Annotated in this window: 22 protein-coding genes and 2 pseudogenes; 7 read left to right on the top strand and 17 right to left on the bottom strand. The window is 32.8% G+C overall.

The window, feature by feature from the left end:
- Positions 1 to 45 precede the first annotated feature (45 nt).
- From ACFQ1Q_RS13070 to ACFQ1Q_RS13055, 4 genes and pseudogenes are all read right to left on the bottom strand, one after another.
- The gene (locus ACFQ1Q_RS13070) at positions 46 to 2,265 is read right to left on the bottom strand and encodes a TonB-dependent receptor (RefSeq protein WP_386132328.1); all 2,220 of its coding nucleotides are present in this window, start codon (positions 2,263 to 2,265) and stop codon (positions 46 to 48) included.
- Between the two features lie 12 nt (positions 2,266 to 2,277).
- Positions 2,278 to 3,564 (bottom strand): tetratricopeptide repeat protein, encoded by a 1,287-nt coding sequence (locus tag ACFQ1Q_RS13065; RefSeq protein WP_386132325.1) that lies wholly within the window; start codon positions 3,562 to 3,564, stop codon positions 2,278 to 2,280.
- A 94-nt stretch (positions 3,565 to 3,658) separates the two neighbouring features.
- A pseudogene (locus ACFQ1Q_RS13060) lies at positions 3,659 to 4,585 on the bottom strand (DUF4331 family protein).
- A 33-nt stretch (positions 4,586 to 4,618) separates the two neighbouring features.
- Positions 4,619 to 4,891 (bottom strand): annotated as a pseudogene (locus tag ACFQ1Q_RS13055) (DUF4331 family protein); the annotation flags it as partial.
- Positions 4,892 to 5,040: 149 nt separating this feature from the next.
- Here ACFQ1Q_RS13055 and ACFQ1Q_RS13050 point away from each other — a divergent pair.
- Positions 5,041 to 6,219 (top strand): LETM1-related biofilm-associated protein, encoded by a 1,179-nt coding sequence (locus tag ACFQ1Q_RS13050; RefSeq protein ID WP_386132323.1) that lies wholly within the window; start codon positions 5,041 to 5,043, stop codon positions 6,217 to 6,219.
- Between the two features lie 40 nt (positions 6,220 to 6,259).
- Positions 6,260 to 6,688, top strand: a complete 429-nt coding sequence (locus tag ACFQ1Q_RS13045; protein WP_386132320.1) for a DnaJ domain-containing protein — start codon at positions 6,260 to 6,262, stop codon at positions 6,686 to 6,688.
- On the opposite strand, the gene ACFQ1Q_RS13040 is transcribed toward ACFQ1Q_RS13045, so the two are convergent.
- The 10 genes from ACFQ1Q_RS13040 to ACFQ1Q_RS12995 form a co-directional block, all read right to left on the bottom strand.
- Positions 6,680 to 7,435 (bottom strand): LytR/AlgR family response regulator transcription factor, encoded by a 756-nt coding sequence (locus ACFQ1Q_RS13040; RefSeq protein WP_386132317.1) that lies wholly within the window; start codon positions 7,433 to 7,435, stop codon positions 6,680 to 6,682. The two genes, ACFQ1Q_RS13045 and ACFQ1Q_RS13040, sit on opposite strands and share 9 nt — an antisense overlap.
- Before the next feature lie 28 nt (positions 7,436 to 7,463).
- On the bottom strand, positions 7,464 to 7,778 hold the full coding sequence (locus ACFQ1Q_RS13035; protein ID WP_386132314.1) for a 2TM domain-containing protein: 315 nt from the start codon (positions 7,776 to 7,778) through the stop codon (positions 7,464 to 7,466).
- Positions 7,771 to 8,136 (bottom strand): 2TM domain-containing protein, encoded by a 366-nt coding sequence (locus ACFQ1Q_RS13030; RefSeq protein WP_386132312.1) that lies wholly within the window; start codon positions 8,134 to 8,136, stop codon positions 7,771 to 7,773. The genes ACFQ1Q_RS13035 and ACFQ1Q_RS13030 overlap by 8 nt, the downstream gene beginning before the upstream one ends.
- Positions 8,137 to 8,141: 5 nt before the next feature.
- Positions 8,142 to 8,465, bottom strand: coding sequence for a 2TM domain-containing protein (locus ACFQ1Q_RS13025; RefSeq protein WP_386132309.1), 324 nt, complete (start codon positions 8,463 to 8,465; stop codon positions 8,142 to 8,144).
- Between the two features lie 11 nt (positions 8,466 to 8,476).
- Positions 8,477 to 9,832 carry a histidine kinase gene (locus ACFQ1Q_RS13020; RefSeq protein WP_386132681.1) on the bottom strand — a complete coding sequence of 452 codons (1,356 nt, stop codon included), beginning with the start codon at positions 9,830 to 9,832 and terminating at the stop codon, positions 8,477 to 8,479.
- 19 nt (positions 9,833 to 9,851) lie between these two features.
- Positions 9,852 to 10,472 carry a tetratricopeptide repeat protein gene (locus tag ACFQ1Q_RS13015; RefSeq protein ID WP_386132306.1) on the bottom strand — a complete coding sequence of 207 codons (621 nt, stop codon included), beginning with the start codon at positions 10,470 to 10,472 and terminating at the stop codon, positions 9,852 to 9,854.
- 47 nt (positions 10,473 to 10,519) lie between these two features.
- Positions 10,520 to 10,942 (bottom strand): DUF2141 domain-containing protein, encoded by a 423-nt coding sequence (locus ACFQ1Q_RS13010; RefSeq protein ID WP_386132304.1) that lies wholly within the window; start codon positions 10,940 to 10,942, stop codon positions 10,520 to 10,522.
- Positions 10,943 to 11,099: 157 nt separating this feature from the next.
- Positions 11,100 to 11,798 carry a tetratricopeptide repeat protein gene (locus ACFQ1Q_RS13005; RefSeq protein ID WP_386132302.1) on the bottom strand — a complete coding sequence of 233 codons (699 nt, stop codon included), beginning with the start codon at positions 11,796 to 11,798 and terminating at the stop codon, positions 11,100 to 11,102.
- Between the two features lie 97 nt (positions 11,799 to 11,895).
- Complete coding sequence (locus ACFQ1Q_RS13000) at positions 11,896 to 12,318, bottom strand: hypothetical protein (protein WP_386132299.1); 423 nt, start codon at positions 12,316 to 12,318, stop codon at positions 11,896 to 11,898.
- A 215-nt stretch (positions 12,319 to 12,533) separates the two neighbouring features.
- Positions 12,534 to 13,466: a peptidylprolyl isomerase gene (locus ACFQ1Q_RS12995; protein WP_386132296.1), complete on the bottom strand. Its 933-nt coding sequence runs from the start codon at positions 13,464 to 13,466 to the stop codon at positions 12,534 to 12,536.
- A gap of 115 nt (positions 13,467 to 13,581) precedes the next feature.
- On the opposite strand from ACFQ1Q_RS12995, the gene ACFQ1Q_RS12990 reads away from it, so the two are divergent.
- The gene (locus ACFQ1Q_RS12990) at positions 13,582 to 14,022 is read left to right on the top strand and encodes a hypothetical protein (protein ID WP_386132293.1); all 441 of its coding nucleotides are present in this window, start codon (positions 13,582 to 13,584) and stop codon (positions 14,020 to 14,022) included.
- Between the two features lie 97 nt (positions 14,023 to 14,119).
- Here the strand turns inward: ACFQ1Q_RS12990 and recQ are convergent, their stop codons facing one another.
- Positions 14,120 to 16,327: a DNA helicase RecQ gene (gene recQ, locus ACFQ1Q_RS12985; protein ID WP_386132290.1), complete on the bottom strand. Its 2,208-nt coding sequence runs from the start codon at positions 16,325 to 16,327 to the stop codon at positions 14,120 to 14,122.
- Positions 16,328 to 16,421: 94 nt separating this feature from the next.
- On the opposite strand from recQ, the gene ACFQ1Q_RS12980 reads away from it, so the two are divergent.
- The 4 genes from ACFQ1Q_RS12980 (at position 16,422) to lptB (ending at position 19,458) form a co-directional block, all read left to right on the top strand.
- Positions 16,422 to 17,387 (top strand): KpsF/GutQ family sugar-phosphate isomerase, encoded by a 966-nt coding sequence (locus ACFQ1Q_RS12980; protein ID WP_386132288.1) that lies wholly within the window; start codon positions 16,422 to 16,424, stop codon positions 17,385 to 17,387.
- On the top strand, positions 17,387 to 18,220 hold the full coding sequence (gene tatC, locus ACFQ1Q_RS12975) for a twin-arginine translocase subunit TatC (RefSeq protein WP_386132286.1): 834 nt from the start codon (positions 17,387 to 17,389) through the stop codon (positions 18,218 to 18,220). Before ACFQ1Q_RS12980 ends, tatC begins: the two co-directional genes overlap by 1 nt.
- A 3-nt stretch (positions 18,221 to 18,223) precedes the next feature.
- Entirely contained in the window at positions 18,224 to 18,574 is a 351-nt protein-coding gene (locus tag ACFQ1Q_RS12970) for a carboxymuconolactone decarboxylase family protein (RefSeq protein ID WP_386132284.1), read from the top strand.
- Between the two features lie 137 nt (positions 18,575 to 18,711).
- Positions 18,712 to 19,458 (top strand): LPS export ABC transporter ATP-binding protein, encoded by a 747-nt coding sequence (lptB, locus tag ACFQ1Q_RS12965; RefSeq protein ID WP_386132281.1) that lies wholly within the window; start codon positions 18,712 to 18,714, stop codon positions 19,456 to 19,458.
- A gap of 6 nt (positions 19,459 to 19,464) precedes the next feature.
- Here lptB and ACFQ1Q_RS12960 read toward each other — a convergent pair whose 3' ends face one another.
- Together ACFQ1Q_RS12960 and ACFQ1Q_RS12955 are read right to left on the bottom strand one after the other, a co-directional pair.
- On the bottom strand, positions 19,465 to 20,061 hold the full coding sequence (locus ACFQ1Q_RS12960; RefSeq protein WP_386132279.1) for a hypothetical protein: 597 nt from the start codon (positions 20,059 to 20,061) through the stop codon (positions 19,465 to 19,467).
- A 12-nt stretch (positions 20,062 to 20,073) separates the two neighbouring features.
- Positions 20,074 to 20,880, bottom strand: coding sequence for a TerC family protein (locus tag ACFQ1Q_RS12955; protein ID WP_386132277.1), 807 nt, complete (start codon positions 20,878 to 20,880; stop codon positions 20,074 to 20,076).
- Positions 20,881 to 20,884 lie beyond the last annotated feature (4 nt).

Below are 20,884 nucleotides of genomic sequence, written 5' to 3'. Positions count from 1 at the left end.
TGCCGCAAATATGCGGCATTTTTTTTTATAAACTAGTGATTATTCTTAAAAGCGATAGGTTATATTTCCTTTTAAAAAGAATTGTGTTCCTGGTGTAAAATGAATTTCTTCTACAGGATTTACTTCATTTTGAAGTCTAGATTCAGTAGCAAACTGGGTTTCGTTCCACTCCACATCAAATAAATTTTCTATAGCAAAACCTATGGTTATCTTGTTCAGTTTATAATTTAGATTAAAATCGGTAACAACGTAACCTTCGGCCACGATAGAATTATCTTCATTTGCTGGTCTATCATCTAAGTATCTTACTCGCAATCCGCCCGAAAAATTACCCAAATTATTAATCGACAATCCTGAAGTTAAGGTAAAATCTGGAGCGAGAGGAATAAAATCTTCACCATCATTCTCTTCAATAGCTCTTGCTTTTGTAATGGTTGCGTCAGAATCAAAAAATAACCAATTGTTAATTTGATAACGCAATCCTAAATCTAAACCGTAACGTTCAGTTTTTCCGCTTGGCTCAACAATTCCTGCATCGCCAACATAAACAAATTCTTGTTCTAAAAATAAATACCAAGCCGCTGTATTAATTAATAAATCTGGGGTTGGTTTCCAAATAACACCTAAATCTGTTCCGTAAGAACGCGGTAAAATGTCTCTACCTTCATTGCTCACCACTACTCTAGCATCGTTGGAATGAAAGCCTAAACCAGATTTTGCATAAAGTTGAAGGTTATCATTTGCATTGTAAAACAAATTTAGTTTTGGACTGATAATGGCTTTTCTTTCAGACTGTGTTTCAAAAGTTGGTTGTAATTGGTCATTGTATAAAAAGTTAAAATAATCTAGACGCAATGCTGGTGAAATTTTAAATTTTCCGAAGTCAAATGTTGCTTCAACAAAGGCGTTCATGTTGGTCTGATTGATATCACCCAACTGAATATTTTCTAAAGTTTCACGCCTGTTTCTCGTTTTTGATAATTCTACATCATCATTAACATCGTGTCGTAATCCTAAACCTGCAGTAACATCCAATTCAACATCACCTAAAAAGCTAGTGTAGTCCACAGCTGCATTGGCACCAAAAATATTTCTATCTTCTTTTTGACGAATTTGGTCACCATTGATTGGGTCTTCTAGAAAAAATGTAAAATTAGAATACAACTCAAAAGCATACTGCGAGTAAAAAGCATTTGCTGTTAAATTAGTTCTAGAATCAATGGCTTTAAAAAATTCTACATTAACATTGGTTCTGCTGGTTTCTCCGCCTTCGGTAGCATCAATTGCTCCAAAACGCGAGATGCTTCCGTCATCGACAGCACGCTGCGGAATTTGACCAGATGCATCCCAACGACTTGTAAAATGTGATGCGGTAAGTGAAACTTTTGAATTATCGTCTGCGTAAGCCGTATACTTACCAAATAAATTTAAGCGGTTAAAACTTTGAGGTGCTTCAAAAGGTCCATCAGTTTCAATGTATTCAACTGCCATATAAGCATTTTGATTTTTCTTTTTTTCCAATAAATCAAATAAACCTACAGTTCTTACAGTATTAAATTGCCCGACAGAAACATTAATACTACTTTCATTAAGATATTCCTTTGTGCTAAAATCTACATATCCAGCGGTATTAAAATCGCCTTGGTCTGCATAATATCCACCTTTTCCAAAATCTATTTTATTGATGGTTTCTGGAATAATAAAGTGTAAATCACTATATCCTTGTCCGTGTGCGTGAGATACCATATTTACTGGTATTCCGTCAACAGAAATTGAGACATCAGTACCGTGGTCTATATCAAAGCCTCGTAGAAAAATCTGTTCAGCTTTACCGCCACCAGCATGTTGACCGATAAATAAACCCGGAACTTTTCGTAAAATTTCTTGCGAAGAATTTACCGGATTGGTCTGTAAGTCTAATTTTACTTTTGTGGTAAGCGCATTAATCTCTTCGCTTATCACTAATTCTTTAAGCTCAAATGCTTTTTCTGCTAAAACAACCTGAAGTTTTTCTTCATTTTTAACATAAAGTGTTTGAGTTTTATAACCTAAAAGTCCTACGCGTAAAGAGTCTCCAGCTTTTGTATTGTCAATAGTAAATGTACCGTTGATAGCACTATGTGCATGACTTTTAGAGTTTAAATTATAAATATAAGCGGCTTCAAGAGGTTGATTTTTATCATTTACAACTTTACCAGAAAAAATCTGTGCATTTGTAAAATTGAATATAATTAAGCTTATAATAAGTACTAGTTTTTGGTTCATTTTAAGTTTCATTTACAGACTCTGTATTTTAGTTTTCAAAGTTGGACCTAATTCGTAGATAGCAGTTTCTAGCTCTTCTTTTAGTGGTATTACTTTGACCTCCATTCCTTTAGCTTTGTAAATTTCTGCCATATGGTATAACACTTTTGGTTCAGAAGTTCTATCTGCTACAAATTTTTCAGTAATCTCATAAGCTTTATCAATTTGTCCATTTTTAAAATAGCTCCATGCTAAAAAATCATAAGTCTGTGCTGTTGGTCTGTTTTTTACTTCAATCTTTGCAATTTCAATTGCTTTTTCTGTCATAGAAATTTCTTCTGAATAAAGTTCAATGTTGTACTGATTGTACATATCACCATATAAAGCGTTTTCGACTTGAGATTTATAAGCGTTTAATGCATTTTCTTGAAGAACTTTATCGTTTTTAAATTCGGCAATTTCAGCTTTTAATAGTTTATAATCAGGTGCAGTATAGTACGTATCAACGTGATTAAGAATATTTAATGCTTCATCTGGATTTTTTTCGTAAGAATATATAATCCATGCCAAACCTTTTTTTGCATACGCATCATTAGGATTTAACTCTAGCGCTTTTAAAAAATGCTCGTAAGACATTTTAATCTTTCCGGCGTGACCGTAAAAATCTGCCAAATTGGTATAAGACCATTGTTTTAAACCGTTTGTGTTACCAGATTCTGCAATAGATGAAGCGCGCTCCATATATTTAATGGCACTATCTAAATCTCCATTATGGTCTGACCATTTTGAAAGGCGAATGAGATAGTCGAAATCTGAAAAGTCTTTAATTTTATTTAAATACTTCTCAGCTTCTTGGTTATTACCCAATTCTAAATGGGCATCAAACAACATTTTTTGAGTGCTTTTTAGTTTCTCGCCATTAGTTTCAGCTTTTTTTAATAATTCTAAAGCTTCTTTAAATTTATGTTGAGAAATATAATTATGGGCTAAGGCTCTTAAATAACCCGCATTATTGTATACTGTTTTTTCATTAGCAATTTTGAGGTCTTGCTCTGCCAATTTTAAATATTTTATGTTAGCTGTATTATCGAACATACGCGTATAAACGCCGGCACGTTGGAGATAGTAAGGATATTGATTTGGAGTGTTATTAATTTTTGAATTCCAAAAATCGAATTCAGATTTTAAATTTTTATCGTCTTCAACTTCGACTAAAAAAGCTTGATAATCCTTTTTATTTGAAACTTTTTCTGAATCACAGCTAAAAAAATTGAATACTATAAGAATTGCTAAAAATCGTGAGAAGAATGAGGTAGTCATGTGGAAAGTGGTTTTTTGGGTAGTTAAATTAAACTCTAGAACAAAGCAATATTGCCCTAGAGTTAATTGTGTATTTAAAAAGTAATCTAAAATCTTACCAAGGCGTTGCTAAGTAAGGAAAACTAGCTAAAAATGGTTTGTCATTTGCACTTACGTTATCATCTGATAATCCAGGATTTTCTGAAGCTGATAAGCCATTCTCTCCACCAAAAATTAAAATTAATTCTACAGTAATTACATCGTCAGTAAGAGCTCTTCCTGTTAATACATTAGTACCATCAAAAAATGTTGTGGTACCATCTAAAGAAAGATTGAGTACATCTGTTGCTAACAAGCTTGTAAAGGTTGCTGCATCTTGCCCTAAAGCATTTTGGTCTCCTGGATTTGCAAATGCAGGACTTAATGCTGTTAAGTTATTCTGAAACATAGTTTGAAATGCTGCACCTTGCGCAGAAGGTACCGTTGTATTAAAACTATCCTTCATGCCCGAAGACACAAAAACAGTATTAATTGCTGGTCTTCCCATTTGGTCTGCTTGTACAAATGTTCCTGAGAAATCTACTCCTGTATTTCCTCCGTCATCGTCATTACTACAACTTGTAAAGGCAAAGCCTACTAAAATTGCTAATGTTGCTATTTTTATATTTTGAAATTTCATTGTTTATCGTTTTTAATATTATTGTTTTGTTTTAGTTTCGACCCAAGTATTTATTGTACCAGATGTACCTACCATTGATTTTGGCACTTCAACAACTACTGAAAGTACGTTGGTACCAGCAAAAGTGTCGTCTCCTGGATTGTTAAAACTTGTTGCATTACCGGAAATAATTTGTCCGTATTGTGCAAAATCCATAAAAAATGGGTCATCTCTAGGTCCTGCAAAAAACTGCATACCGTTAAAGTTTGCAACTATAGCATCTTGTCCATAAGGTGTAATTGCTACTTGACCAGCTGGGCTACCAGAAGCAATCGTACTATTTAAACCTGTTTGCGATGGTGAAACTGGACCAAAGAAATACATAATTCCGTCTCTCGGAATAGCTTGCATTACTAAATCTTCAACATTGTCTCCAGTGGTGTCGATATTAAATTCGATAAGCGTATTCTCATTAAATGAAGCATTACCTGTAGCTCCAGGCGCTAATAGTCCTTGCGTATTGGCTACAAATACAACGTTATTGCTGTTTTGAGCTTCAAAAGCGTAAAAATCGGTAATGTCACTTGACGTACCTTGTACTGCCGGCGCATCAATGTGGTCGGCTGCAATTGCAATTACGCTGAATACTCCAACGATAGCTGCTAAAATTAAAATTTTCTTTTTTTTCATGGTTATGTTTGTTTTATGTTATACTCCACTTACGTAATTAAATGAAAGGCGGTTTTAAAAAATCAATAATTTCTACAATAGATTAAAAAAAAGACAAGCTTTTGAGAACTAATAATTAAAAAACTATCTTTAACTTTTATTAAAAGCTTATGAATCCTTCAGCCAGTGGATGGATAAAAAAACTACTCACTTTATTACCTTACAGCTCTGTTTTAGATGCTGATACAGACCTGTTTTATAGAGACTTAAAGAAAACAGGTTTTATTTACGGTAGTAATATTTCTTGCCTTTTAAAAGAAATTAATGAAAACGATTTTAATGAAGAAGAGCGCTGTAAAGTCAACCTTATTACTGCGTTTTATTTTATTTTTAATTCTGAAAGAATTGAAGAAGATTTTATTGAATCTGTCATTAACTATTATAAAATAACAGACGAACATAAGCGTTCGTTTCTGTCAGACTTTTTTGGAGAGCCAAGCAGCGATAAGCTTTTAGAGAAAATAATACATAAGCGTATACATATAGATGACAATGTCATCACAAAAAATTTCAACTACTTTCTTATCAATGCCTTTTTATTTATAGACATTATAGGATATTATCATTTTATAACAGAAAATTCTGAAACTAAAGCATACATCAACAACTTTGAATCTGCCTTAGAAACTATAGTTTTTAGCGTTTTAGAATCAAAAGAAAATAAAAGCAATTACGATTATAATCTTATAAAACTATTTGATGCTTCTTTAAAACATAAAAAAGCTCCAAATATTGAAAAGAATGAAGTTGTAAAATCTATTACAAAACCTATAGAAAAAAGCTACGTCGTAGACATAGTATGTATGGCATCTTGGAGCGATAAGCAAATTGATAAAGCTGAATACGTTTATCTTAATCAGCTTCGTGTAGATTTAAATATTGATACCAACACACTCGTTGCATCTATTGATGATATCAATTCTTTTTATCAAGAGAACAGAGATAATATTTCTTTTTTAAGCGCAAAAAATCTTGCTCAAAGTTTTTACGATAACAGTAGTAGCATAGTAACGAGACTTATACAACGAAACAGTAAACGTTTATTAAAAGAGTTATCTCAAAGTAAGGAAGCCATGTTACTTTTATCACAGTCTACAAAAAGAAGTCTTACCGATGAAGAACAGAAAAAAGTACAAAATCAGCTGCTAGACATCTTTAAATCCATACCAAGCTTAGCTATTTTTATGCTACCAGGCGGAATGTTATTATTACCACTTTTTGTAAAATTTATTCCTAAATTATTACCATCTGCTTTTGACGAAAACAGAATTGAAGAGGACGAAATGTAACAAATCATATCTGTACATGACTCATAAATAAAATAATAAAATGATTACCGACTATTATTCTGTTCTTGGTGTTTCAAAAGATGCCGATTTAGAAACCATAAAAAAAGCGTTTAGAAAAAAAATAGCGCTATATCATCCAGAAAACAATAAATCACCAGAAGCAAGAGAAAAATTTGATTTGCTCGTAGAGGCATTCAATGTTTTATCCGACGGAAAAAAACGGGCAGAATATGATAAAATCCTGAACAAAAGGAATTTAAATACGCCAATGGTTATTACACCAAAAGAGGAAAAACAATATGATGACTGGAAAAAAGAAGCAAAGAAAAAGTCTAAAAAATCTTGGGAAACTGACTTAACAGATTTATTGCTCCTAGAATTATTTTTTGATGTAGGCTTTTTAGGATTATTTGGCGAATTTGGTGAAGCAATCGGAGATGGTTTAGGAGATGTTTTTGATTTATTCTAACCAATTTTTAAAGTCCTTTACACGCTCACGAGCCACAATAATATCTTGGTCCTTAAAGTTATTTAACTTTATTTGTAAACGAGAATTGGTATAGCTAACCATATCTCTAATAGCATTAATATTTACGTAAAATTTACGGCTCACTCTAAAGAAAATATGAGGTTCTAATTCGTTTTCTAACTGATCTAAAGTTAAATCTAATACATAATTTCTTCCATCATTTGTGTGGGCATATGTACCTTTATTTTCACTGTAAATACATTCAATATCTTCAATATTAATGAGTTTTAAATGCTGGCCAACTTTTACCGAAAAGCGCTTTTTATATTCACGTTCTATAGGATTTACCAACAAATTTTTAATGTCATTAAAATCTAAAGTCACTGCTTGTTTTTGTGGCGCTCTATTTTTAAACTTGTCTACAGCTGTTTTTAAATCTTCGTCATCTATAGGTTTCAATAAATAATCTATACTATTAAGTTTGAAAGCCTGTAGTGCATACTCGTCATAAGCTGTGGTGAAAATTACAGCAGACTTAATCTCGACAGCATCAAATATTTCAAAAGACAATCCATCACTTAATTGAATATCTAAAAAAATTAAATCTGGATGCGCGTTATTCTTAAACCAATCTACAGCTTCCTCAACAGAATGCAGCATGGTTTTTGCTTCAATATTTAAAACATTTAACATACGCTGTAAGCGTCTTGCAGATGGTTTTTCGTCTTCGATGATTATAACGTTCATAAGGTAAAATTAGAATTTTAAAAATTTATTATTCCCAACGTTTTGGATTGTTTCTTGTAAATTTTTCAAGATTTTTCTTTTCCCATTTCTTGGTAAAAATATCTTGTTGTTTGTAAGCTCGTATTCCTAGTATGACAACAAACAAACCCCAAATAAATATTGTAGAATAATTTAAGGCAAGAATATAATTTGTGTAATCCGAATCTTCAATAATTAATAAGTTCCAAACAATAAATAGTACAGCAACAACATACAATGCCAAATGGAGGTAAAAAGCCTTAATTCTTGAAATTCTCTTCTTAGCTTCGGAAAAATACAATTCCTCTTTTTCTAGATTATTCATAATTATTAAATTTTTCGTACTTCTGGCGCTCTTTTTCCATAAACTCATCAATTTTTCGTTGTTCCCAATTTTTTCCTAAAAAGAAATTAAAACCAAAAACACCGATAAAATGAAACAACAAGCCAATACCCCAGAAAAAAGCTGTAGCATAAGTTCCAAAATTTGTAAATCCATTATTGGCATTAATGCCTATAAGAAGAATTAAAAATAGATTCACAATTATATACGATGCCAGGTGCCAGTAAAACCCAGAGATTGCCTCTACACGTTTTTTTGCTTTTAAATAGGCTTCTTCTTTTCTAAAATCACTTCTATTAGATGATTGTTCTTTGTAAGGTTCTATACTATATTTTTCCATAATTTTTATTTTTTTGAATTGAGTTCTTCCTCCATCAATTGCTCAATTTTTTTCTCTTCCCATTCGTATCCTAATAATTTGGGAAATACAAATACGGAAAACGCATGTATTAATAATAAAACTCCCCAAACAGACCACGTAAATAAAATGTCTAAGCTAAATAATTTTGAAATAAATGCATCCCATGTATCGACATGGTTAGAAAATTTAAATACAGAGATTATAATATTTATTGTAAAATAAACAGCTAAATGAGAGTAAAAGCGTTTTAGTTTTTCTAAACGTAATTTAGCTTTTTCAACTTTTGTGAATACAGTATTATTACTCATGATTCAATAAATTAATTCCAACGGTTATTTTCTTCTTCTTTACGCATAAATTCTTGAATTTTGCGCTCTTCCCATTGACTTCCAAATGCACTATCGTGATAAAATACGCGGTATGCTTGAAAACACAGACTCAAGCCCCAACCGATAATTGGAAACCAAAACCATTGAATTGTGTCGCTTGTATAGCGGTACCAAATAAAAACCAAGAATGGAATAATTAAACAGTAGGAAGCTAGGCTTCCGTAGAAACCTTTGAGTTCGTCTAATCGCTTTCTTGCTTTTACGTAACTTTCGTCGAGTTTGTTTTGTGGTAAATGTGATTGTCTCATGATTGATACTTGTTTTGTGAGCATTGGTATGGCAACTGCAAAATCCTTTGCTCGTTGATTGATGATTACTTTTTTATCGGATAGCAACTTATAACGTTGCTTAATGTTTTCTAAACCCACGCCACTACTCTTTTTTACAATTTGTTTGGGCTGCAAATTATTAAGTACAACAAGGTAACCACCATCTTCATAAATTTTAATATGTAAAGGATTGCTTGTAGTTACAGTGTTATGCTTTACCGCGTTTTCTAAGAGTAATTGCAATGATAACGGTACGACTCTACTTTCTGGGTTTGATGCTTTTTCTGGAATTTCAAAAACTATGCTATCTTCAAAACGCATCTTTAATAAAGACATGTAGGTTTTTGCAAATTTAAGCTCTTCATCTACAGTAATTAAATCTTTGTTTTTTTGTTCTAAAACATAGCGGTACACTTTAGATAAAGAGGTTGTAAATTTTTGAGCACTTTGCGGATTCTCCTCAATAAGACTTGTCAGTACATTTAAACTGTTAAAAAGAAAATGTGGGTCTAATTGGTTCTTTAAAGCATCGAAACGAGCACTTGCCGTACCTGCAATGACCTTTTGTTCTTTAATTTTTGTTTTTTGAAAACGGTTGTAAAAATAAATAACGTAAAAAACCGAAAGAATAGTCAAGGTTATCCACAAACCAAACTGATAGCCTTCCCAACTATCTTGCTCTAAAAATCTATTTATTGAAATTCCATTATAAAGCGTTGAAATTATAAGTCGAAGTAAAAATATCGCAGATAATGTTAAAATTGTTGATCCTAAAATGCCAACAAAAATGCGTTTTGCAACATCAAAAGAACTAAAGTTTAAACTTTTTACATAATCAAAAAAGAGCGTATTTATGTAACTCAACACAAAAGTATATAGCATGGTAAATCCAACATCTTCGTAAAGATGTGTGGTGCTTTTATAGTTAAACAATGTACCAGACACTATGTTAGAGATGACTAAAACGCCACAACCTATTAAAAACACAACTCCTATTTGTTTATAAGACCTTAACATAATATCTATGTTCAATTAATTATTTACAAACTTCTGAAACTTTTATTGCGCGCTCTTTACCCCAATTTGGATGATATTTTGATTCTAGCTTGTAGGAATCAAATAATTTTACAGAGTTTGAAATTGCCTCGCAATAAGGCGCTGTATCTTTACCAAAATATTTAGCACTATTCATTTCCCAATCCGCAGCACCAAAAGCAGCACGAGGATTATTGGGGTCTAATTGTTTGGCTTTTTGGTATAATTCTGAAACTTTTGCGGCGTATTTCATACCGTAAGTCCGTCCGTCAAAAGCTACCCAATTGGTATAAACCTGCGCTTGCATAACTAATAGTTCTGGATTGTTTTCACTAAAAGACATCGCTAAGTCGAGGTGCTTTTGAGCTTTATCTAATTGAGCCTTGAGAATAGTTTCATCCTTTACATTCCAGCTTTTTAAGCTATTTATTTGGGTAATGTAATAATGTGGTAACCAATTATCTTTTTCGGCATTAGCTATGCGTTCAAAAAGGTTCTCAGCTTCTTCAGTTTTATCAGCTTCCCAAAGTTCAAAAGCTTTTTTCATGCCTTTTTCAAAATTAGATTGTGCATTGGTAATTGCTAGAAAAAGTGCAAAACTTAATGTGATAAATTGTTTCATAATGATTGATTTTTGATTGATGTTTAGAACTCAGGTAAGTTTTAAAATTATAATGAAATGGTTATTGTTTTATCGTCGGTTAATTCAAACTTAGCATCTTTCCATTTTGGCGGTCCCATAAAACCTTTAGCATTATTTGAGCAACCGTAATCTTCGCGTGGAATACCCATAAAATTGGTATCAAGCTTTCCATTATCATTTTTATCATGAATAAAAGAAATAGCATAAATTCCAGTTGGAATATCTTTAAAAACAAATGTGCTCTTTTGATTGTTAATCTTTCCTTCGATATCTTTATATCTTTCTGACAAGAATTGATTTTCAGAATTATAAAGACCAACAAGCAGTTTGCCTTTATTATTTTTTAAACCAGAAACATGGACAGTAATGTCATGTGTGTCGTTAGTTTGAGCGTTTGAAATATTACCTTGTAATAAAAGAAAAATTAGTAGTCTAACAATCGTTGTCATGTGTTTTATTATTTATTTAATGTAAATATCCGAAGTTATATCCTTTAAATAAAAGCAATATAACTCAATTGTCGTTTTTTAAGGACGAAATGTAAAAAACAAAAAAAGCACCTAATGTTAGGTGCTTGATGTTTAAAAAATTATTAAAGACAAAAATTTAATTACCGCTTTCATAAGCATTTACAAATTTAAAAGCCTTTTTATTAGTCTGGTTTATCTCCAAAGCTTTTTTGTAATTTTCGTATGCTAATAAGCTATCTCCTTTTTTTACATAGGCATCCGCCAAACTATCAAATGTATTGTCACTTTGTGGATGTAATTTTGTATTCATAACAAAAATGCCAATAGCATCATCATAGTTTTTCTCTCGCAAGTATTTGTAGCCAATTCTGTTAAATTTATACTGATTAATAAATTCACTTACCGAATCTTGTGCTTTAATTTTCAATAAGCCTTCTAAAGCTTTATCAAACTCTTTATCTGCAATATATTCGCTTGGTGTTTTATAAGTATCGGCAACTTTTATATAATCGTAACGAAGACTATCTGGATTGTTTTCAGGTATCTCGGACAGATATCGCGAATTTGTAAAAGGATGCTTTACAAATCTAAGCTTCTTATACAAATCCGGAACAAAAAACTCGTTAGTATCAGTAGCAACTGGTTTGGTTTCAATACCACGCCAATGCATCACTAAATCATTATCTTGATATGAAATCTCAATAACATCATCTGCATTAAATAAATATTTACCAGAAGTTTGTTTTTTAAAATCTTCGGAATAATTTACAGTAGATGAACATGATACAATAACAATTAATAAACAGAATACAAGAAATGAGTGTTTAGATTTCATTTTAAAGATTGGTTTGGTTTATTTGGTTTGAAACAAAAAAGTCTCACTACTAGTGAGACGATTAATTATATTATTTGTTACCTTTTTTTTATAATAATTACATTTCAACTAAAACTTTAGTTTTTGCCCATTGTATTGCAGCTTCCAAACTCTGAAACCTTTGTATTTTTTTATTAAAAAATAAATTTTCAATAACAGTATTCATTATACTTCCTTTTGTTTGGGCTACAACACCATAACCTTTAAGAGAATAACTATTTGTGAAAAATTTAAGCCAATCATTTGGTTTTACTGCGTATGAATTAATACGGTTTGAAATATATACCAAGTCTCGTCCATCTGTATCTAAGAATGAGGTCACGTCATCAACGATAACTTTAGCGTGATTTTCCCATGTGAAAGTGATACCACTATTAATTTCTGAAATCACAAAACCATCAAATATAAAGACGTTACCAAAAGAGTAATTAAGCTCTTTTAGCACGTCATTTAAAAAAAAAGATTCTTTTAAACTTAACATTCAGGTAATTAATAAAAATGATACGTTTTATGATTTTGAATTTAATATTTATTTTAGATATAGCACCATAAAAAAACGCCTAAATTTTATTAGACGTTTTTTTAATAATTAGAAAATGATAATATATTCAAAATTATATTGAGATATTAATGTATCTAAACGCTTAGCTATAAGAGATTCAACCAACTTTTCTTGTTAGAAATTTAGGTCTCTGCTTACTTGACATCCATCAATTCAACATCGAATACCAGTGTTGCATTTGGAGGAATAACACCACCTGCACCAGCACTACCGTAACCTAAATCACTAGGAATTACTAAGCGTGCTTTATCACCAACATTTAAGAGACAAATACCTTCATCCCATCCAGAAATTACTTGACCAACACCAACTTGAAAATCTAATGGCGAATTTCTTTTGTAAGACGAATCAAAAACGGTTCCGTCTGCTAATTGTCCCTTATAGTGTACAGAAACCATGTTACCTTTTTCTGCTTTTTTACCACTTCCTTTTTGTAAGATTTGGTAACGTAAACCTGACTCTGTTTCCTCAAAACCTGCTGCTAATTTGTCTAATTCTGCTTTTTTAGCTTCACGTTCTGCAGAAACTCTTTTTTCTCTTGCGCCTTCAAATGTTCTAAAAGCTTCAACTGCATTAAAATCTTCAGCAGCTTTTCCAACTCGAATAATTTCTAATTTTTCAATCGTATCACCTTGTGCAATCGCATCCACAACATCTTGCCCTTCAACAACATTTCCAAAAACGGTGTGTTTTCCATCTAGCCAATCGGTAGCTATGTGAGTGATAAAAAACTGACTTCCGTTAGTACCTGGACCAGCATTTGCCATAGACAAAATACCAGGTTTGTCGTGTTTTAAATCTGGGTGTATTTCATCATCAAATTTATATCCTGGATTTCCTGTTCCTGTGCCTTGTGGACAACCACCTTGAATCATAAAATCAGGAATTACTCTATGAAATTTTAAACCATCGTAATATGGTGTACCTTGAGGCTTGGCTGAATTTTCTAAATTTCCTTCGGCTAAAGCCACGAAATTACCAACTGTACCAGGTGTTTTTTCAAATTCTAAATTGACTAAAATTTCACCTTTTGGAGTATTAAATTTTGCGTATAATCCGTCTTGCATTGTTCTGTGTTTTATTTAAGGCTGCAAAGATAACAAACTAAGTTGGAAGTGGGAAGCCATAAGTTTGAAGTTGTTTTTTGAATAATAATCTTAGTTTTGCAGAAAAACTAAATTTATGGGATTTTCGCTTTCTAAACTCGTAAGAAAAAACAAAAATAAATCTGCAGATACTGTTGAATCTATTATCAAAGACGTAGAAAATACGCCCTTTGGTGTTTCAGAAAACAACGTGTTATATGCTGGTTTAAATGAGTTAGGTGGTTATTATTTTTTCCAAACCATAGTTGTTGGTCAACTGAATATAAAAACAGCAAATGGCGCAAAATTACTTTTTAAAGGACAAGGCACTGAACTAGAATTGAAATCCGATTCTTCAGAATTTGAGTCTGACTCATCACCAGTAAATGGTCGAAGCATTACCAAAATAGATTTTCAGGTTGAAGAAGATGACATTAAAATTCTACAAGAAAATAAAACCGAAAGCATTACACTAAAAGCCAAAAAGCAGACGATTGTTTTTACTAAGTTTGATGGTGGAAATGATGAGGAGGAATAAATAGAAAATATCTTCAAAACTTAAAATTCTCAGTTAGAGAGTAAAGATTGTAAAATTAAAAACCGAATAACACCTAGTGAATACTGCTTAATAATACCTAATTCGCCACCTCACTAATAAACTTAATACGATACAAGCGGAGTTCTTCGTCATCGTAATCGCCATCAAATTCGTCAATGGCAACATCTATTTTATCGGTTTCAGATTCCATAAAGTAATCGTGAATTTCTTCCTGCTGGTCTTCGTCTAAAATATCTTCAAGGTAGTATGAAATATCAAGTTTTGTGCCTGAAAAAACAATGGCTTCCATCTCTTTTATAAACTCTGACATTTCCATGCCTTTTGCAGATGCAATGTCATCTAGTGGAAGCTTTCTATCCACATTTTGAATGATGTAAAGTTTTAAACCAGAATTACTTCCTGTAGATTTTACAACCATGTCATCTGGTCGCACAATGTCATTTTCTTCAACATACTCTTTAATTAAAGCAACAAAATCACTTCCGTATTTTTTTGCTTTACTCTCACCAACACCATGAACATTAGATAATTCATCAATTGTCACAGGATATTTTAGTGCCATATCTTCTAGCGATGGGTCTTGAAAAATTACAAATGGAGGCACACCTAAACGCTTAGCGCTGGACTTTCGCAAATCTTTAAGCATCTTCATAAGTTTGTCATCTGCAACGCCATTACCGCCAGATTTTGTATTGGTGATGATACTATCATCATCAGTAACATCAAACACGTGGTCTTCTGCCATCATAAAAGATTCAGGCTTTTTCAAAAAAGCTTTTCCTGCATCTGTAATGCGCAACACGCCATAAGTTTCAATATCTTTTTTCAGCAGTTTTGCAACTAAAATTTGACGGATTAAAGCCATCCAATGACGTTTATCCTTATCTTTTCCTGCACCAAAAAATGGCTGTTGGTCTGTTTTGTGCGACGATATTAAGGCGTTAGATTTTCCGACTATCACTTGTACTAAATCCTTCGCTTTATATTTTTGATTGGTTTTTTCAACAACGTCTAAAACAATTTTTACGTCATCTTTGGCTTCTTTCTGTGGTTTTGGATGGCGTACATTGTCGTCCATATCGCCGCCTTCACCTGTTTCATTATCAAATTCTTCGCCAAAGTAATGCAAAATAAATTTTCGTCTAGAAACAGAAGTCTCCGCAAAAGCAACCACTTCTTGCAATAATGCATGACCAATTTCTTGCTCGGCAACTGGCTTTCCTGCCATAAATTTTTCGAGCTTTTCAATATCCTTGTATGCATAATACGCCAAGCAATGACCTTCGCCACCATCTCTACCAGCACGACCAGTTTCTTGGTAGTAACTTTCGATACTTTTGGGTATATCATGATGAATTACAAATCGAACGTCTGGCTTATCAATTCCCATTCCGAAGGCGATTGTAGCAACCACAACATCGGTATCTTCCATCAAAAACATATCTTGATGCTTCACACGCGTTTTGGCATCTAAACCTGCATGATAAGGCACAGCTTTTATGCCATTAACTTGTAAAACTTGTGCTAATTCTTCAACGCGCTTTCGGCTTAAACAATAAATAATACCTGACTTTCCTTCATTTTGTTTTACAAAACGAATAATATCTGCATCTACATTTTTTGTTTTTGGGCGTACTTCGTAATATAGATTTGGCCTATTAAAAGAGGCTTTAAAGGTTACGGCATCATTTTGTATACCTAAACTTTTTAGTATGTCTTCTTGAACTTTTTCGGTTGCTGTAGCAGTTAAACCTACAATTGGAATATTATCACCAATCCGTTTTATTATAGTTTTTAAATTTCGGTATTCTGGTCTAAAATCGTGTCCCCATTCACTGATGCAATGCGCTTCATCAACTGCCATAAAAGATATGGTAACTGACCTTAAGAATTCAACATTTTCTTCTTTTGTTAGAGACTCTGGTGCAACATAAAGTAGTTTTGTAATACCATTACGTATGTCTTCTTTGACGCGTTTTACCTCTGTTTTATTTAAGGACGAATTTAATACGTGAGCCACACCTTCGTGCTCCGAAACTCCTCTAATGGCATCAACCTGATTTTTCATTAAAGCAATTAAAGGCGAAACCACAATTGCGGTACCTTCTTTAATTAAAGCTGGTAATTGGTAGCATAAAGATTTGCCGCCACCAGTTGGCATAATTACAAACGTATTATTGCCTGCAACTACATTTTTTATAACATCCTCTTGCAATCCTTTGAATTCTGAAAATCCAAAGTATTTTTTTAGTTCTGAATGCAAGTCAATTTGTGCAACACTCATTAATCCCTATTCCTAATTTTAATTTACCTTTGCGTGAAGTTTAAAGATAATAAAAATCTTTAATTTAAAACTAAATATAAAAGCTGTTTCTGTTTTGAGTACAAAAGCCTCTATTCTTGATATTGCCAAATCAACAATTACAATGGAAAGTAAAGCCATTGCTAATTTAGTTGATTTACTTACCGAAGATTTTTCTAATGCAACAGAATTGATTTATAATTCTAAGGGTCGTGTTATCATCACCGGAATTGGAAAAAGTGCTATTATAGCTAATAAAATTGTAGCAACTCTAAATTCTACAGGTACACCTGCTGTTTTTATGCATGCGGCAGATGCCATTCATGGTGATTTAGGATTAATTCTCAAAGATGATGTGGTAATTTGTATTTCTAAAAGTGGAAATACTCCTGAAATTAAAGTTTTAGTACCGCTTATTAAAAATGCTAAAAACAAAATGATTGCCATTACAGGCAACAAAGATTCATTTTTAGGGCAAAATGCAGATTATGTTTTAAATGCCTATGTTGAGCAAGAAGCTTGCCCAAATAATTTGGCTCCAACAACAAGTACAACAGCGCAATTGGTTATTGGAGATGCTTTAGCGGTATGTTTATTGAAACTTCGTGGATTTAGCAGCAAAGATTTTGCAAAATATCATCCGGGTGGTGCATTAGGAAAGCGCTTGTACTTGAGAGTTAATGACTTATCATCGGTAAATCAAAAGCCCGAAGTTCAGTTAGATGCCACATTAAAAGAAGTGATAATAGAAATTTCTGAAAAGATGTTGGGTGTCACAGCAGTTACTGAGAATTCTAAAATTGTTGGGATTATTACTGATGGAGATTTAAGACGAATGCTAAGTAAAAGCGACAATATTTCTAATCTTACAGCCAAAGATATAATGGGTAGCAATCCAAAACGTATCGATGAAGATGCTATGGCTGTTGATGCTAAAGAGGTTATGGAAGAATTTGGTATTTCTCAGCTTTTAGTCGAAAACCAAGGAAAATATGCTGGCGTTGTGCATTTGCACGATTTAATTAAAGAAGGCATCATCTAATGGCAAAAAAGAATGTAAATGAGATGTCTTTTTTAGACCATCTCGAAGATTTAAGGTGGCATTTAATACGAAGCACCATAGCCATTCTAATAGGTGGTATTGCGGCTTTCTCAGCAAAAACCTTTGTGTTTGGCGTTCTTATTGATGGTCCTAAAAATCCAAATTTCATTACTTATAGAGTATTATGTAAAATTTCGAAAGCACTCGGATTTGACGAAAGCCTTTGCGTTGACGAAATGCCATTTAGCGTTATTACAACAGGCATGTCAGATAAATTTTCTGTTCATATATGGACGTCTATTACCATCGGTTTTATAATTGCTTTTCCTTATGTACTGTATCAACTATGGAAATTTATAAGTCCCGGACTTCATAAAAACGAACGAAGACATTCTAGAGGTTTCATTATTATTTCTTCATTACTTTTCTTTTTAGGTGTTGTATTTGGATATTATGTTGTGGCGCCACTATCGGTAAACTTTTTAGGTGGTTATGAACTTCTTCCTACTAACGATATCCAAGCCAACCCAACTATAAACTCTTACATCGCGCTTTTAAGGTCTGTGGTATTGGCATGTGGTTTAATTTTTGAATTACCAATAATTATCTACTTCCTAACAAAAGTGGGATTAGTAACTCCAGAATTTTTAAAAAAATATAGAAAACACGCATTGGTCATTGTATTAATTGTTTCGGCAATTATCACACCACCTGACATCGCAAGTCAGGTCATTGTGGCCGTACCAGTGTTAATACTATACCAGATGAGTATTTTTATTTCTAGAATAGTTGTAAGGAATCAAAAGAAAAAAGAACGAAAAGCAAAAGCATAAAATATGTCAGATATCGTAAAAGAATTTAACGAGTACCGTTCTAAAATGAACGATAAAATCTTAGCAGATAATAATAAGATTGTTAAACGCATTTTTAATTTAGACACTAACGCCTTTCAAGAAGGTGCATTAGATGTAAAAACAAAAGAATTATTAGGCTTAGTCGCTTCAGCAGTTTTGCGCTGTGATGATTGCGTGCGTTACCATTTAGAAACGGCTTACAAAGAAGGAATTTCTAAAGCTGAAGTTAGTGAAACTTTAGGAATCGCTACATTAATTGGAGGCACAATTGTAATTCCGCATTTAAGACGTGCTCACGAATATTGGGAAGCGTTGGAAAATCAAGAAGATTAAGCTTTAAAAAAATAGTGTCAGGTTGAGCGCAGTCGAAACCTTTAAAATTAAAATTCAAAAACCCTTCGACTGTGCTCAGGGCAACAGAATTGTACGAAAATTGTATTTTTACCGTTCTAGATTTACAAAAAGCTAAAATGAAATTACACGCCAAAAATTTAATGAAGTCCTACAGCGGACGAAAAGTTGTAAAAGATGTTTCTCTTGAGGTCAATCAAGGCGAAATTGTTGGTTTACTTGGTCCAAACGGTGCTGGTAAAACTACGTCTTTTTACATGATAGTTGGCATTATTAAACCTAACGGCGGTAATATTTATTTAGATGATAAGGAAATTACAAAATTTCCGATGTACAAACGTGCGCAAAATGGTATTGGATATCTAGCGCAAGAAGCCTCCGTTTTTAGAAAGTTAAGTATTGAAGATAATATTCTTAGCGTGTTACAAATGACCAAACTAAGCAAAAAAGAACAGCACGATAAGATGGAGTCGCTAATTGAAGAATTCGGTTTGGGACATATTAGAAAATCGCGTGGCGACTTATTATCGGGTGGCGAACGAAGACGTACGGAAATTGCTCGTGCTTTAGCAACAGACCCAAATTTTATTTTACTCGATGAACCTTTTGCAGGTGTTGACCCAGTTGCGGTAGAAGACATTCAGCGTATTATTGCCAAATTAACGAAAAAGAATATTGGCATCTTAATTACGGACCATAATGTGCAAGAAACCTTGGCAATTACAGACAGAACCTATTTAATGTTTGAAGGTAGTATTCTTAAAGCTGGTGAGCCAGAAGAATTGGCCAACGATGAAATGGTTCGTAAAGTGTATCTCGGTAAAAACTTTGAGCTTCGTAAAAAGAAGTTGGATTTTGAAAATTAGTAGATTTTAACCGCGTCTTCTTTCTAACAACACCATCATCATAAATCCTAAAATGATACGTTCTTTATCGTCTGTATCCATTTCACCTAGTTTTTCAAGACTAAATTTTCTACCAAAAAAAGACGGTTCTTTTTTCAATCTTGCAATAACATTACCCTGATTGTCCTTTAGCGAATAAGAAGGATTAAAAACATAACCTGTTAAACCACCAAGAATAGGAATTTCGCCGAACATTCTATCAAATACCTTTACCCAACCATTATCTTCATTAATTTGGTATTGCAACTGTTGGTGTTGGTCTATTATATGGTATTTAGCTTTCCACATAGATGCCCAACCTTTTCTGGCAATTTTTCCAATCTCTTTTCCATTAGCATCCTTAAAACTATATGCTGCGGAAAAATCTATCCATCTATCGGCCTTGATTTTATAATTTAAAATTGACTTGCTCTCATTATTATAGATACTTATATCTTCTTTGAGTTTAAACATTTTCTGTTTGACATAAGCCACCGTTTTACCAGAAGCATCAACCGCAGAAAAGTCGTTTGAGAAGGTTGTTATATTAAATGTGAATTTAATGGGGAAAACGATGTCAGTCATATTTTTTATATCTTATTCTTCAAGCTTATTGGTTTCACGAAGTAATTTTTTTTGATAACGTCCTTGTACAATATCAACTATCACCAAAACAACTATAACAAAATAGAATGTGGTTTTACTCATCGGTACAATTTCGTTTCCAAATATTTTGAGATGTGCCAAATGACCACCTTCGGTGACAAGCATAATCCCGACTATAAAAAGAATAAATAAACCTAGTACTTCGTACATTCTGTTTTTCGCTAAAAAAGTTGAAATTCGGTCTGCCAAAAACAGCATCAACAATCCACTTGCAACAATGGCAATTGCCATGACTATAAATGCAGAGGTAGAATTTTCTATCTCACTCGTTAGTCCGATGGCGGCTAAAATAGAATCGAAAGAGAAAACCAAATTCATAATTACAATACTAACAATTACAGCGCTTGATGACTTTGTGCCTTTCGATTGGTCTTCAACGTTAACAGTTAAATCTTTCAATGAAATCATATGCCAAATTTCTTTTATCGCAGTGTAAATAATAAATCCACCACCAGCAAGTACAATTAAACTATGGCCATTAAACGCAAACTCCAAAACGTTTTCAATTTCACCTGTTAAAAATGAAAATGGATTCTGAAAATAACCAATCAATGACACCAAAACAAACAGCAATACAATACGTAAACCAATAGCAATTAAAATACCAACTTTTCTAACGCGTTTTCTATCTGCTTCTGGCGCTTTTTTGGATTCTAAAGAAATATAAAGTAGGTTGTCAAAACCTAAAACAGCTTGAAGCATTACAAGCATGAGTAGTGTAAAAATAATTTCAGCCATAACA

It is taken from the genome of Winogradskyella litorisediminis, from assembly GCF_042675765.1.
GTDB classification, from domain to species: domain Bacteria; phylum Bacteroidota; class Bacteroidia; order Flavobacteriales; family Flavobacteriaceae; genus Winogradskyella; species Winogradskyella litorisediminis.
Note: the sequence above shows the minus strand (reverse complement) of the source record. Positions and strands in the feature narration are given on the sequence as shown.